Annotated in this window: 15 protein-coding genes; 9 read left to right on the top strand and 6 right to left on the bottom strand. The window is 61.2% G+C overall.

Annotation, left to right across the window (positions count from 1 at the left end):
• Positions 1-2: 2 nt before the first annotated feature.
• From VM99_05925 to VM99_05900, 6 genes are read left to right on the top strand one after another with little or no spacing between them, the layout of a single operon-like run.
• The gene (locus VM99_05925; protein AKJ97618.1) at positions 3-470 is read left to right on the top strand and encodes a general secretion pathway protein GspH; all 468 of its coding nucleotides are present in this window, start codon (positions 3-5) and stop codon (positions 468-470) included.
• Entirely contained in the window at positions 463-849 is a 387-nt protein-coding gene (locus VM99_05920; protein AKJ97617.1) for a general secretion pathway protein GspI, read from the top strand. The genes VM99_05925 and VM99_05920 overlap by 8 nt, the downstream gene beginning before the upstream one ends.
• Positions 842-1375: an N-terminal cleavage protein gene (locus VM99_05915; GenBank protein ID AKJ97616.1), complete on the top strand. Its 534-nt coding sequence runs from the start codon at positions 842-844 to the stop codon at positions 1373-1375. The genes VM99_05920 and VM99_05915 overlap by 8 nt, the downstream gene beginning before the upstream one ends.
• On the top strand, positions 1372-2217 hold the full coding sequence (locus VM99_05910) for a type II secretory protein PulK (protein AKJ97615.1): 846 nt from the start codon (positions 1372-1374) through the stop codon (positions 2215-2217). The genes VM99_05915 and VM99_05910 overlap by 4 nt, the downstream gene beginning before the upstream one ends.
• Complete coding sequence (locus VM99_05905) at positions 2217-3323, top strand: type II secretory protein pull (protein AKJ97614.1); 1107 nt, start codon at positions 2217-2219, stop codon at positions 3321-3323. Before VM99_05910 ends, VM99_05905 begins: the two co-directional genes overlap by 1 nt.
• The gene (locus VM99_05900) at positions 3320-3769 is read left to right on the top strand and encodes a type II secretory protein PulM (GenBank protein AKJ97613.1); all 450 of its coding nucleotides are present in this window, start codon (positions 3320-3322) and stop codon (positions 3767-3769) included. Before VM99_05905 ends, VM99_05900 begins: the two co-directional genes overlap by 4 nt.
• A 162-nt stretch (positions 3770-3931) precedes the next feature.
• Here VM99_05900 and VM99_05895 read toward each other — a convergent pair whose 3' ends face one another.
• Entirely contained in the window at positions 3932-5209 is a 1278-nt protein-coding gene (locus tag VM99_05895) for a membrane protein (GenBank protein ID AKJ97612.1), read from the bottom strand.
• Positions 5210-5328: 119 nt separating this feature from the next.
• On the opposite strand from VM99_05895, the gene VM99_05890 reads away from it, so the two are divergent.
• Positions 5329-6231: a LysR family transcriptional regulator gene (locus VM99_05890; protein ID AKJ97611.1), complete on the top strand. Its 903-nt coding sequence runs from the start codon at positions 5329-5331 to the stop codon at positions 6229-6231.
• A gap of 126 nt (positions 6232-6357) precedes the next feature.
• On the opposite strand, the gene VM99_05885 is transcribed toward VM99_05890, so the two are convergent.
• From VM99_05885 to VM99_05875, 3 genes are all read right to left on the bottom strand, one after another.
• A complete protein-coding gene (locus tag VM99_05885; GenBank protein ID AKJ97610.1) occupies positions 6358-6564 on the bottom strand; it encodes a hypothetical protein in 207 nt (68 codons plus the stop codon).
• 98 nt (positions 6565-6662) lie between these two features.
• Positions 6663-6917, bottom strand: coding sequence for a hypothetical protein (locus VM99_05880; GenBank protein AKJ97609.1), 255 nt, complete (start codon positions 6915-6917; stop codon positions 6663-6665).
• 37 nt (positions 6918-6954) lie between these two features.
• Entirely contained in the window at positions 6955-7332 is a 378-nt protein-coding gene (locus VM99_05875; GenBank protein AKJ97608.1) for a hypothetical protein, read from the bottom strand.
• 434 nt (positions 7333-7766) lie between these two features.
• Here VM99_05875 and VM99_05870 point away from each other — a divergent pair, with 434 nt between their 5' ends.
• Both VM99_05870 and VM99_05865 read left to right on the top strand, forming a co-directional pair.
• Positions 7767-8363, top strand: coding sequence for a DNA-binding protein (locus VM99_05870; protein ID AKJ97607.1), 597 nt, complete (start codon positions 7767-7769; stop codon positions 8361-8363).
• Positions 8356-9234 (top strand): membrane protein, encoded by an 879-nt coding sequence (locus VM99_05865; protein ID AKJ97606.1) that lies wholly within the window; start codon positions 8356-8358, stop codon positions 9232-9234. Before VM99_05870 ends, VM99_05865 begins: the two co-directional genes overlap by 8 nt.
• 48 nt (positions 9235-9282) lie before the next feature.
• Here VM99_05865 and VM99_05860 read toward each other — a convergent pair whose 3' ends face one another.
• The gene (locus VM99_05860) at positions 9283-9987 is read right to left on the bottom strand and encodes a queuosine biosynthesis protein QueC (protein ID AKJ97605.1); all 705 of its coding nucleotides are present in this window, start codon (positions 9985-9987) and stop codon (positions 9283-9285) included.
• A 194-nt stretch (positions 9988-10181) separates the two neighbouring features.
• The gene (locus VM99_05855) at positions 10182-14180 is read right to left on the bottom strand and encodes a hypothetical protein (protein AKJ97604.1); all 3999 of its coding nucleotides are present in this window, start codon (positions 14178-14180) and stop codon (positions 10182-10184) included.
• Positions 14181-14183: the final 3 nt, after the last annotated feature.

Here is a 14183-nt window from a genome sequence, read left to right as displayed (position 1 = left end):
ACATGCGCGCCCGTTACCGGGGTTTTACCCTGCTGGAACTGATGGTGGTCGTCGTCCTGATCGCGATCGCGGCCGGCATGGTCAGCCTCGCCGTGGGCCCGAACCCGGCCAGGGAAGCGCGGCAGCAAGCCGGGGCGTTCATCCGGGTGGTGCAGCAGTTGCGCGAGCGGGCGGTGCTGGAGAGCGAGGAATATGGACTGCGCATCCACAAGCACGGTTATCAGGCGCTGCGCCTCGACGCCCAGGGCTGGACCGCGGTGGCGACCTTGCAACGCTTGCCGCAGCCACTGTCCCTTGGCCTGGAGCAGGACGGCCACGCCGTGGTCCTCGATGACACGTCGGGCGCGCCGCAGTTGCTGATGCTCAGCAGCGATGAAATCAGCCCGTTTCGCCTGTCTGTCCAGGTCGCCGGCCAGCGCTTGTCCGCGGTGTCGAGCGATGGCCTGTCGGAGCCCTCGATCGATGAGTAAGGCGAGCAGGCTGGCGGTCGATAGCCGCGGCTTCACCCTGCTGGAAGTCATGATCGCCTTGGCGATTTTTGCCATGGTGTCGGCAGCGGTGCTTTCGGCCAGCCAGTTCGTGCTCAAGCAGGGCGCCGGGCTGGAGGAGCGGCTGTTCGGCGCGTGGCTGGCGGACAATCAGTTGAGCGAGCTGCGCCTGCACCCGACCCCGGCGCCTGGGCAGCAACGGCTGGACCTGCGCCTGGGGCGTCGCGACTGGACGCTGCAACAGCGTATCGCCGCGGCCCATGATCCGCGCCTGCTCCAGGTCGAGATCCAGGTCAGCCGAGCCGGCAGTCCGGCGGTTGTGCACCGCACCCTGGGGTGGATCCGCCAGCGTGATGAATAGACAGTCGGGTTTCACCTTGTTGGAACTGGTCATCGCCATTGCCATTTTCGCCTTGCTCGGCCTGGCCAGTTGGCGGCTGTTCGACGGCGTCGTGCGAGCCCAGCAAGGCGCCGGTCATCACGAGCGAGACATCCGCGCCTTGCAACGGGCCGTGGGGGTGATCGAGCGCGATGCCTGGCAGGCCGTCCTTGGCTCGGTCGTGCTCGCGCCGACGGGCCTGCAATTGCAGCGCAGCCATTGGCGCAACCCACAGGATCTGCCGCGCAGCGAGCGGCAGGCGGTGGCTTATCGACTCGAAGACCGCGTGCTGTGGCGCGACAGTCGCGCAGAAGGCAGCACCGTTGTGCAGCAGCAGAAATTGCTCGACGAGGTGCGCGGCCTGAGCTGGCGGGTGTTCGATCCGCAGCGCGGCTGGCGCAGCGAAACCGTGCGTGAGGTCGCGCCGCTGGCACTGGAACTGGTGGTGTCGACCGGGCGTTTCGAACAGGTCCGTCGGGTGCTGCTGTTGCCGGGAGCGTTGCCGTGAGTCGACAGCGAGGGGTAGCGCTGATCAGCGTGCTGCTGGTGCTGAGCCTGGCGTTGCTGGTGATCGGTGGCATGTTGCATAGCCATCGCCTGTTGTTGCACAGCAGCGCCCAGCCGCTGCAACAGGTCCAGCTGCGCCAGCTTGGGCTGGCCGGGGAAGCCTGGGCGCAAGCGGTGCTGCAAGAGAGCGTGGCCGCGCCGTCCGGGGTTGTTGACCTGAGCCAGGACTGGGCGCGGCGCGAACCGGCCTGGGCGCTGGACGACGCCCAGGTCCACGTCGCGATCGAGGATTTGTCTGCGCGGCTGAACCTCACCCCGTTGTTGGCCCAGGGGCAAGTCGACCAGGTGACCTTGGGTCGATGGAGCCGATTGCTTGCCTTGCTGGATCTGCCATCGATGTCGTTGCCTCAGGTCGGGGTGGTGCACGAGTTGAGTCAACTGCGCCTGTTGCCTGGCATCGATGGCTCGATGCTGCGGCGCCTGGCGCCTTGGGTGGTGCTGCTGCCCAAGGAGGCCCGGTTGAACGTCAACACCGCGCCGCCGCTGTTGCTAATGACCCTCGACGGCATGGAGGGCGAGCCGGCCAGGGCGTTGGCCCAGCGGCGCTGGCAAACGCCCTACGCCAGTGTGCAGGCGTTTACCAATGATCCGCTGGTGACCGGCCTGGGCCTCAGCAGCCATGGCCTGGGCGTGACCAGTCGCTGGTTCCGCATCACCGTGAGCGTGACCCGCGCCGGCAACCGTCTGCGCCTGGCTTCGGACCTCGAGCGTGATGCCACGACCGGACGCTGGACCGTGCGCCAGCGTCGTTTCTTACCCTTCAGCCCTGGTGAGCTCCCCTGATGAAAACCTGGCTTTACCTGACCGCCGAAGGCCTGGGCGCGCCCTCTGCCAACTGGCCCTGCTGCATATGGTCGCCGACGGGCGGGCGACGCTGCTTGCCCCTGCACGAAGCGGCCCGTGAACTGCTCGGGCGTGAGGTCGTCGTGCTGTTGCCGATGGAACTGTGCAGTTGGGTGCGCAGCGACCCCTGGCCCTCTCGCCGCCCGCCGCGACCCCAGGCGCTGGCATTCGCCATCGAAGAGCAACTGAGTGAAAACCTGGAAGTGCTGCACATCGCCGTCGGCGCCCGGGACCGGCAGCACCGTTACCCGCTGCTGGTGACGCAACGGGACCGGTTCCGGGCGTTACTGGCCTTGCTCGACGAACAGGGCGTCGCCGTGCGGGCGGTGCACGTCGATGCCGACCTGTTGGCCGGTGACCAGGCGTTTGGCGTGCGCTGGTTTGGCCGCTGGTTGCTGGGCGGCGCGCTGGCGGCACGGGTGGCATTGTCGGGCCCGGCCCTGACGGTGCTCAAGCCGAGTCTTGGCGAGGACATCCACTGGCTAGACGAGGCCCGCGACCGTCCGGGCATCGATGAGTGGTTGCTGAGCGCGGGCGGACACCCCGTTGACTTGTTGCAAGGCGAGTTCCGGCGCCGCCGCCAGCGCTTGCCATGGCGCGGTGCGATGGCCGCGGCGCTGGGTGTATTGGTGCTGAGCTGGGTGTTCAGCGAAGCCCGCGTGCGCTTTCTGGAAGGCGAAACGCGACGGCTGTACAGCCAGAGCGAGCAGCGGTTCCGGGCGCTGTACCCCGGACAAAGCCGCATCGTCGACCTGGCCGCGCAGTTCCAGGCCATGCAGGGGCGCGGCGGACAGGACCAGGACACCCAGGTGGCGCGCCTGGTTCATCTGGTGGAGCGTGTCGTCGGCGCCAGTCATGTCGAGGTGCAGCGCATCGACTTTCGCGCAGGCGAGGGCTGGAAGCTCCAACTGACGGCCAACAGTTTTGTCGAGCTGGAACAACTGCGCGAACGCGGCCAACAGAACGGTCTGCCCCTGATCCTGGGCAGTGCGAGCAAACAAGGCAATCGCGTGCAGGCCATCCTGACGCTGGAGAACGGTGGATGAACGTCAAGGCACTACAGAGGCTGAAACAAGCCTGGGCAGGCGTGTCGCGCCGTGAGCAAGGGTTGTTGCTGGGGACGGCCGGGCTGGTGCTGGTGACCGTGGGCTACACCTCGATCGGGCGCCCCATGGCGCAACGGCTTGAAGTCGCCGAGCGGCAGTACCGCCAACAGGCCGAACTGAGCGTGCGGATCCAGCGCGCGGCACCGGCCCGGGACACCGCGGACCGACCCTTGTCGGTGCGCGTCAATGACAGCGCCACGGCGGCAGGGCTAGACATCGCCGAGATGGAGGTCGATGGCGATGCGCTGCGACTCATGGTCACCGGTGACGCCAACCCATTGCTGCACTGGCTGGACCGCCACGAACGCGACGGCGCGGTGCTGCACGCGCTGACCCTGGAGGTGCGGGGGAAGGTGTTGGAGGCGCGGGTGGTGTTGGCACAATGATTGGTTGGAAAGAGGCGCCTGTGGCGAGGGGATTTATCCCCGTTCGAGTGCGAAGCGCTCGCCATTGGACTGCACTGCGGCGTAGAAACCGAGGCCGCTTCGCAGCCTGACGGGGATAAATCCCCTCGCCACAGGGACTGGGCCGATCCTGGCGGTGTCTGTCTAAACCGCCAGGTTACCTGGCAACACCGGCAACTTCGCCAGCTTCACCGCCACCCACAAGGCCACCACCAGCAACGCGCCGATGAACAGGCCGACCCCGTTCCAACCCCCCACGTGCCAGGCCACGCCGCCCGCCGTGCCGGCCACGCTCGACCCGGCGTAATAGCTGAACAGGTAAAGCGAGGAGGCCTGCCCCTTGGCGGTGAGGGCGCGGCGGCCGATCCAACTGCTGGCGACCGAGTGGGCGCCGAAGAAGCCGAAGGTGAACACCAGCATGCCCGGGATCACCAGCATCAGCGACGTGGCCATCGTCAGTGCGAGGCCGGCCAGCATCAGCGCGATGGTTGCCCAGAGCATCTTGCGCCGCCCCAGCTTGTCCGCCAGCGCGCCGACTTTTGCCGAGCTGTAGATACCCGACAGGTACACCACCGACAGCAGTCCGACGAAGGCCTGGTCCAGATGATAAGGCTCGGCCAGCAGGCGGTAGCCGATGTAGTTGAACAGGGTCACGAAGGCGCCCATCAGGACGAAGGCTTCAAGGAACAGCAGCGGCAGGCCAGCGTCGCGAAAGTGCTGGGTAAAGCCGTCGAGCAGGCTGCGCGGGTGCAGCGAGCGGGGCCGGAAATTGCGCGACTCCGGCAGGATCCGCCAGAAGACCGCCGCGGCGATCAGGGCCAGGCCGCCAATCACCAGCATCGCGGTGTGCCAACTGACGAAGTCGATCAGCACGCCGGTGATCAAGCGTCCGCTCATGCCACCGATGGCATTGCCGGCGATGTACAGCCCCATCGCCAGGCCGATGTGCTTGGGGTGGATCTCTTCGCTCAGGTACGTCATCGTCACCGCGGCCAGCCCGCTCAGCGACAGCCCCACCAGCGCACGCAGCAGCAGGACGCCGTGCCAGGTCGGCATCATGGCGCTGGCTAGGGTGCACAGGGCGGCGGCGAACAGGGCGGCGACCATCACCGGCTTGCGGCCGATGCGGTCGGAAATCGGGCCGGTGATCAACAGGCCGATGGCGAGCAGGCCGGTCGCCACCGAAAGGATCAGGCTGCTTTGCGCCGCGTTGACGGCAAACTCCTTGGACAACAACGGCATCATCGGCTGCACGCAGTACAACAGGGCGAACGTCGCGAAGCCGCCGCAAAACAGCGCCAGCACCGTGCGCATGAACATCGGCGTGCCTTTCTCGATGTAGATGTCCTTCAGTTCAGTGACGACGTCATCCTGTACGCGGGGGGGAATTTCATGGGCCAGTGGCGCGACAGCAGTTTTCACGGTGGACCTCGCAGGAGCACGATCAGGCAGGCAGTGAAAAAAGCATATAGCCGGCTAATGTTTCTATCCAATATATTGTTCGACCTGTTTAAGACGTTTTGCGACTTGTTAGGTGGACCATGGAACTGCGTCACCTGCGTTACTTCATCGCCGTGGCCGAAGAACTGCATTTCGGCCGTGCCGCCTTGGCCCTCGGCATCTCCCAACCACCCCTGAGCCAGCAGATCCAGGCGCTGGAGCAGGAAGTCGGTGCGCGTTTGTTCGAGCGCACCAATCGCCGGGTCGAGTTGAGCGAGGCCGGCCGATTGTTCCTCGACGAGGCGCGGCGGGTGCTGGCCCAGGTCGACAAGGCCGCCGACGTGGCCCGTCGCGCGCAGTTAGGCGAGCTGGGCGAACTGAAGATCGGCTTCACCTCCTCGGCGCCGTTCAACTCGACGATCCCCCAGGCGCTGTTCACGTTCCGCCAGCGCTTTCCCGCCGTGCACCTGAACCTGCGGGAAATGAGCAGCACCCAGGTGGCCGACGGTTTGATGGAGGGGGAGATCGAGGTGGGCATCATGCGACCGTTGCCGCTGCCCGAGTCCCTGAGCGAGATCGAACTCAGCCGCGAGCCGCTGGTGGCCGTGCTCAGCTCCAAGCACCCGCTGGCCCAGGGCAGCGATGCCGGGCTGTTCCTGTCGGCGCTGGCCCAGGAGCCGTTCGTGTTCTTTCCTCGCAGCTACGGCAGCGGTCTCTACGCGCAATTGCTGAGCCTGGCCCGCGACGCCGGTTTCAGCCCGCACTTCGCCCAGGAAGCCGGCGAGGCGATGACCATCATCGGGCTGGTGGCAGCGGGGCTGGGTGTTTCGGTCTTGCCCGCCTCCTACCAGCGCATGCGCATCGACGGCGTCGTCTACCGCCCGCTGCTCGATCCGGCGGCGGTGTCGGCGGTGTGGCTGGTGCAACGCAAGGACCAGCGCTCGCCGATGGCGCGGGCGTTCGTGGCGTTGTTGACCGGTGGTGGGGATGGTTCTATTGCGTAGGGTGAGTGCTAACGGCTCCGTAAACAGACTGTGTGAAAACGCACTGACGGTGGTTCCAAGCAAACGCCCTTTTCGTGAGCATGACGTGTGACATATCGGCGCTTAGCCTCAGTGCAGCGCAGTCGCTCATTTTCGCCTGGTAAATGCGGTCGCCCTAGCATCGGCAGTGACCGTCAGTTCGTCTAGCGCTTTATCAAATTCCAATCGCACCAGATCCAGCTTGGCGACGTAGACATCGATAACGTGAACCAGGTGATCCTCGGATATCAACTCTTCCAGCGATACCGGAAACAGGCTCGTCTGACTGCGGGACTGTCCCTTGATGTAGGCCATAACGAAAAATGCTCCGTATCTTTCGATACGGAGCATTTTTTTGAGCACCGGGCAGATTGCTAGGTTTTCACACAGTCTGCAAAGGCGCGCTTTCTTTTTTATTCCATCATCTGCGTCTGCAATCGTCGCCCAACAACGTCCAGTAAATCACAGCCTTCGCGTAGCGAAACGACCAGCACGCGCGCCAATTCGCTGTAGGGGCCCTCTTCAAACGCCAGACTTTCAAGTAGCTGAGTCGCCACACGTACCCGGTCGGCCGCTGTTTCATGCAACACGTCCAGCGGTGCCTGCGTGTCGATCAGTAGCGAAGCGGACGTGCAATCGATGCCGGTGATGGGGATGTACCTGTCCATAACAACAAACCTCCATGGCCTGGATAAATGGCACGGCTTAGCGTTGGCCGGCTAAAGAAGCTTCTGATAATTCCTGGGGAGGATCCAAATCATCGAGTGCTCGATTCACCAATAACTCGCACAGGACGGTGAGTTGCTGCATAGCCAAGGCGACGTTACGGCGGGGGCCGTTCAATTGGTCTGCAAGATCGCTGGCCATGACGCTCAATGAGGCGAGATTTTCACTGGCGTGGCAGAGCAGGGATTCAGTGTCGACGTTCGCAATCACGGTGAACACGTTGTTCACCGGATCGGGGCGCTCTTGATCATGTAGGCGTGCGTTGGCGAGGGTGTCATGGCCTTTGTGGGTGGAGGAAATATTGATGGTGTTGATGGATTCCGGGGATTCGGGGTCCGTCGCGGTGACCTTTCTCATCACAGCAGCTCCTTGCAAGGTTAAGAAGACGTCAGTCTCACTACTCAATCGAGATCTTTGGCATCCATGCATGAACCGACGGTGTGAATTTTATTACCAGAAAATTTTAAGTAATTAATCAAAAAAATTAACATCAGTGTAAAAAAATGATTCTTTGGTGGGTCTTAGAAGCTGTGTTGATTTAGGCGGTCGAGCTGGGGTGGCGATTAATCGCGGCGTTGCATCCTTATGTCTGAAAGTGCATTCCGTAATCAGTGTAAGAAAGCTCTGTTGATTGTTTAATTGGAGTAAACAAGTGGGGTGGCGTGGAGGGATGGATTTCACATTCTGGTTTTTTCTCTTGGGCTGGATGTGTAGTATGCCGATCCTGGAAAATCGCCTCGTAGCCAGTCCAGTGAAGATTTCTGCGGCTATAGGGAAATGGTGAAGTTTATATGTACAGAAAAGACAGGACAGAGAAGTTAAAAAGTAATATTAGATATCTTATAAAGAGTCGTGGCGAAACGCAGCTCTCACTGTGCAATGCAAGCGGTCTGACTAGGACGACTATCTATAACATTCTCGAAGGGCGTGTGGTTAATGTGCAACAGTCTACTGTTCGCAAAATATCTGATTTTTTTGGAGTTTCTTATCACGAAATAGAAACTGTTGACTTCGAGGCTAGAGAGGTTATTGAAAGCACTATTTCTCTGCACGGGAACATGAATCCAGCAGCAGTGCCAGTGATCCGGGAGAGCTTGCTGTTGCAGAACCTTGACAAAAGAATTGGTGAGCTGGCTGTTTCGCACCCTTTAACGTATTACTTTGGCTCAGCCCGCAATTTGATAGCCGTCCTTTTGGAATCAGATATTGCCGGAAAAAACGAGGCAGGGAACCTGCTGATCATAAGCAAGGGGGGTGTTCATGGCGCGGGCGAAAAGTTGGTCTGCCATAAACTGACTAAAAAGTTGAATATCGTAAGCGAGCCGAGTTTTGAGTTAGATGGATTTTATGTCATTGGAGCCGTTATTGAGGAGAGATTCAATGGTTAGTGGTGGGGATGCTGGAAGTGCCAAGTATAAGCTTTTAGGGTATGAAAGCAGTAAAGGTTTGGCGGTCATCATGGTGATTACTACCGGGAGGGTAGTGAAGGTAAAACTCGACGAGCTCTTGGGAAGCCACTTGATTGATGAATTGAGCAAGTCTGAGATAAAAGACATCTACAGAAAGTTTTATTCTGGAGGGGCTGCTGTAACCGCTTATGAGATTAAGGATCGCCATGAGCGGTCTTGGTTAGCCTACGTCGCCCTGAACCTGATGCTGTTTGCGCTCTATGTCTTTACCAATGTGTCAGCAGCAAAGCTTGTTTATATAGAGCGTTTTGATGTGGTGGTGACACCTGGAGTATTTCTTTACCCGCTGACTTTTTTGGTGGTCGATGTATTGAATGAGTCATTTGGGCTCAGGTTGGCGCGTAAGGCAATTTTTTTTGCCTTTATCAATAATGCATTTATCCTGGTTTTGTTGAGTATCACCGGTTGGCTACCTGGATTGCCCGACTGGAAGTTAGAAGGAGCCTATGGTGAGGTGATTACGCATGTGTCGTCTGCGCTGATCGCATCTTCTGTCTCGTTTCTTTTTTCTGAATATGCCAACTCCTATCTGCTAAGCAAAATCAAAAATCTGACTCGATCAAGATTTCTTTTTTTTAGGGTGTTTTTCAGCACTTTTTTTGCGGCGATCATAGACAGCTTTATATTCTGCTTCATTGCATTCTACGGCACGATGAAGAACGAAGATATTTTGGCCATCGTTTACGTTCAGATAGTTATAAAAGTGGCTTTCGCCTTTTTTAATGTGTTGCCCGCCTATGGGGCCAGGAAATTATTCAGGCATTATGCGGTTGGAACTCAAGCGGCATGACGTCGAGGGGATGGGCGTTAGCCCAATCCCCTACGTACTCGGCACTCACTACAACGCTAGCTTGCTTTTCAAACTGTCCATCACCTTTTCTCCGTTCTTCAAGAACTGCTCCCGGCCGTTCGCGCGAAGGCTACAGGCGTCGCAACTGCCGCATCCGTGTCCCTTGATCCCGTTGTAGCAGGTCAGTGTTTCTTGATGGACCAGTTCCAGCTGGTTGTGATAATCGGCCAGCGCCCAGGTTTCTGCCTTGGTCAGCCACATCAGGGGTGTTTCGATGCGCAGTTTATAGTCCATGCCCAGCTCAACGGCCCTGTTCATAGCCTTGATGAACCCGTCACGGCAGTCTGGGTAGCCGGAGAAATCCGTTTCGCAGACACCTGTGATGACGGCCTGGGCGCCTACCTGATAAGCGTAGATGGACGCCAGTGTCAAAAACAGAATGTTTCGGCCGGGAACGAAGGTGGTGGGTAGGCCGTGAGGGGCACTGTTTGCTGGCGGGATGGGGATGTGGTCGCGGGTCAGGCTGCTGATGGCCAGGTCGTTGAGCAACGAGGTATCCAAGATTTTGTGTGCGGTGACGCGTAGTTTCTTGCAAAGCTGGCGAGCCACTTCGATCTCAGCGCGATGGCGCTGGCCGTAATCAAACGTTATGCAATGGATTTGTTCGTATCGCGGTAACGCATGAATGAGACAGGTGGTCGAATCTTGGCCGCCGCTGAAGACAATGACGGCTTTGGAGGTGAGTTCGTTCATCGGCTTGTCCCGATAGGGTTGAAGAAATGACCCTAGCTCGGAGGGTCAAAATCGTCCTGTAGGAAGTTTCTGAAAATACCCACTCCATATTCTGTATTTGAGTCCTCCTCTGCAGGCGATGCTGTTTGAAGCGAGGCCCCCGCGACGAAAGCCCTGACCAAAAGGACTTTTTTGCGGGGGCACGCTTGCAGGGGTCAACCTTCCCAGACCGTCGCAGGTCCGTTGACGTGGTAGTCGTAGAACCCCTGGAGTGTCCAGGTATCGCCCTTGCGTTCAAACGCGGCGCGCCAGGCGCCCTTGCCGCCGCCCGGGGTCAGTTGGGCCATGGTGTACCAGTAGTAGCGGTTGATCTTCTTGGTAGTGATCCGTCCCGCACGAATATCTTCCGTGATGACGTTCACCCTGGTTTGAGCGGCCTGCGAGAAGGTGGCGTACGCCATCTGGGCTTCAGCCAATGGGCTGTTGGTGACGGTGAACTTGTCCGGTGCCGGCGACGGGGCGGGCAAGGCCGTGGAGGGCTCGGCGGACGTTGTGCCTTCCACTTTGTGGCTTCGGGCCTGGGTCACGAGTTCGATGTCGAAGGGTTCGTAGTTGGCCAGTGTTCGGCTGAAGTTGGTGATGTCTTCCCCGGTGAGCAGTGTGACGTCGCGTTGTGCCTGGCCTTTGTTGGCGATGATGTAGGGCACTCGATTGTTGCGGATCTCGGTCAGCAGCCCGGGCTTGTGCCTACGCTGCTTTTCTTCGCGCAGGGCGGTGATCAGCTCGTTGTAGTATTGCGCCGAGTTCGTGTAGCTGTCCCGGGCCGACTGTGCTTCTGGATTATTGCCGGGCAATCGCGCCTGCACGTGGGCCTCCAGCCTGGCTTCCACGGCATTCAGCATCTCCCGGGTGTCGTTCGCGATCTTGTCCATGGCCGCTTTCTTCTTTCCGCCTTTGGAGGTGAACGTCATGAAGATGGCGCCGGTGATGTTGTCGGTGATGACCGTTGTATGGACCTGGATCCGGTCTTCGGTGAAGAAGATATTCTTGTGCGTCATTATCGTGTCGTAGATTTTTATTTTCTGGGCTTCGCTCAGGGTAACGCTGGAGACGTTGGTCTCGATGCTCTCGCAACTGAGCACGACGATGCTCCAGGTGTTCATCTTGTCCAGCAGGTCCCGCAGGCTGGCCCTGCGTTTGGCCAGATCACCCTGGCTGCGGGTCCAGTCGGTTATCTGGGTACGGTAAGCGTTGATGTCGGCGACACCGACGTCCGCCATGCTCTCGCGGAGTATGCGTTCGGCCAGCGCTTCGGGCATCGAGTCGAAAATGGCCTTTGCGGTGCTGACGGCTTCACGGGTGGGGTAGCGATTCATCACCAGTACGGCCTCCACCAAGGCGGCGCATGTACGCTGCTGCGGTGTTTCCGGCGGACGCCCGAACAGGCTCAGGAACGGGCCGCCGCCCCTGAGCCGATCGCGCTCCACCACGCGCCAGCGGTCATTTTCCCAAACGACCGTTCGCTGATTCGAGCGGTTGTCCGGCGCATAGATGATCCGTTCGCCGGCCTGGACCGCCGTTTTGTAATAGCCATCCCCCAGCATCAGGTAGCCCTGGCCATCAGCGCCCCTGTACCGGTGGCGCCCCTCGGCAATCAACCCGTGCCCGTCGAAGCCGTTGAGGCGGAAGGGTTCCAGCTCCGGATCCGGTAGCCGCGGCAGGGACGACAGCGTCGGGCGTGCCTGCCGACGGCGCCCGGCGCGGGCCATGATCAGGTCCTGGCCGGCTTCGGCGATGACCTCGCCCAGCCCCGCGATAAAGTCAGTGGTCCATTGGTGAACGCTACCGCCTTCGTCATCGATGGCCGACACCGCGGCACCGCCCACCATGGTTGGCAGGATCGCGCGACCCAACAGACCGCCGAGCCGTCCCACCGGGAACATCGACATGGCGCCGGTCAGCAGCATGACGGCGTTCCGACGCCCTTGCTGTGCAAACGCGCTGTCGCGCTCGGCATTGCTCACCGTCAGCATCTGCGTGGTCTTGATCGCGTGGGTGATCTGCGTTTCGTGCAGCACCTTGAACAGGTCGGCCTCCACCGTGGGGGCGGCGATTTTCTTCGCGAAGTCATTCTGTGCCCGGTCCTTCGTCCAGGCGAAGACAGAGCGCGTGACGGTCTTGATTTTTTGCTCGAACGTCAGGTTTTCCGACAGCGGCACCAGGCTGGCAAGCTGCTCGGCCTGTTCCAGTAACGGCAACTGCGCAATCAGCCAGCGGGTCATCTGCGGTGTGGCGGTGAGGGTCTGCACCACGCTCGCTTCCAGCGTCCGGCTGCTCGCCGCGTCGACGTCCCTGAACACCTTGCCGTCGGGAGCGCCCGGTGTGTAGAGCGTCAGCGAAGGGCGACTGGCGAGTGACTTGACCCCGAACGCCAGCACGTCTTTCAAGACGCTGTCGCCCCACTGCAGTTGACGAACCACCGCCTCATGCCCGCCGACCTTGCCACGGCCTTTCGCCGTGGGGCTGTCCAGCGCCGCCAGCACCAATTTGAGCCCGGTATTGTCGCGGTCATGCCGCAGGTCGCCGGAAATGTGTGCCGCCCACACCTGTGCGCGCATCTGCTGCGCTTTCAGGGCCATCCAGGGCGCTTGGCTCTGCCAGGCGGCCACTTGCACTTCGGTCGGCAGGCGGGCGCCCACATTGGCCCTTTCGATGACCTCGACAATCTGCGCGAAGCTCAGCGGCCCATCCACGGTGGTGTGAGGCGCATTGCGTTCTTCCAGCGTCAGGTTGGACATTGCCCATTGCGTCAAGGAGCGACGATCATCGACGACGCCCCTGACACTGCCTTGGGATACTCCGGACCCAAACGGTGAGCCGCCGGTCGGGGCGTGGGGGTCGATCACCTCTTTGCGGATGCTCAGCGACACGTCGTCGGGGTCGACCGGCGAGTATTTCTCGCGAATGAAACCGGCCAGCAGGGCGCGGGTGCGGGCGCGAAGGGCATCCGGAGTGGCCAGTGCCACCGGGTCTGGCGCGGGCGGTTTGTCCGCCAGGGTGGTTTGCACGGCTTGGGTCGCTTCCCACCACGCCAGGCGATCGCCGCCGGTGACGTGAGGGTTGCCGTGCAACCAGTCGTCGAGCTTGTTCAGCCCCAGCCGCAATTCGCGTTCGTCCATGGCCGCGGCCAGGTCCAGCCGATTGCCCAGTTGCGCGGCGGCGTCCAGCCTGCCCAACCAGGTGCCGATCTCCTGTGTTTGTTCCGGGCCGCCGAGGAACACGCTGGCGACGGCGCTCTTTTGCTCCGTCCGCAGTTCGCTGACCAGGCGGGCCAGGAAATTTTCGGTGATGGGGGCCATTTCGATCTCGTCTCCGGGGTTGCCGTCTTCCTTCAGGCTGGCCTTGAGCGCCGCCAGGTCGTCGTGGATGTGCAGCGGCTCGCCGGGACGGTACAGCAGCGCGCCGCCCGACTCGTTGGGGTCTGCATGTTGGGTCAGCACCACGGCCATGGGCACCGGCACGCTGACCGCCCACCCGGACGGGATCACGCTCAGACTGTGGACGCCGGGACGTTGGTGTTCCGGCATCCGTGCCCGCGACGCTGCGTCCGGTGCCGGCAGCGTGCGCTCCGTCAACGCCTTGTGCATCGAGGGGCGCAGTGTTGCGTCCAGCTGGTGCAGGTCTGCCTGGGCCCTGAGTTGCAGGGCCAGCTCGGTGGCCAGCCATTGGCTGATGCTCAGGCCCTGGCTGAAATCGGCGGAGCTGGCCCAGAAGTCGTCCAAGGCCTGGGTCAGCAGTTGAATGCACGACGCCGGGGGTAGGCTGATCAGGTGCTTGAGGTTGGCCAGGGCTTGGGAGGTGGGCCGGGTGTGATGCTGATCGATGACGAGTTCGATGTCGCTGGCTTCGTCGAAGAATGCGCGCGTATCCAAGCGCCCGGCGATCGCCCGCTCGAACAGCGTATCGAGGCGGACCGTGGTCTTGATCCCGTCCTGCTGCCGGCAGACGAACAGGTCCTGGGCGGTGAGGTGGTCGGACAGGTCGGGGAGGACGCGGCGCAGCCCGTCATTCAGGTGCCGGGCCAGCACTGTCGAGGAACGTGGCATGGCGCCGTTCAGGCGAATCATCCGCTGCTGCGAGGCCTCCAGCAGGTTTATCAGCGGGGCGCTCGGGTCTGTCGGGCTATCGGCCCGCGAGGGGGTGGTGTCCAGCATGTT

Origin of the sequence: Pseudomonas chlororaphis (assembly GCA_001023535.1) — a bacterium.
Lineage (GTDB): Bacteria > Pseudomonadota > Gammaproteobacteria > Pseudomonadales > Pseudomonadaceae > Aquipseudomonas > Aquipseudomonas chlororaphis_E.
This window is presented reverse-complemented; position numbering and strand designations above follow the sequence as displayed.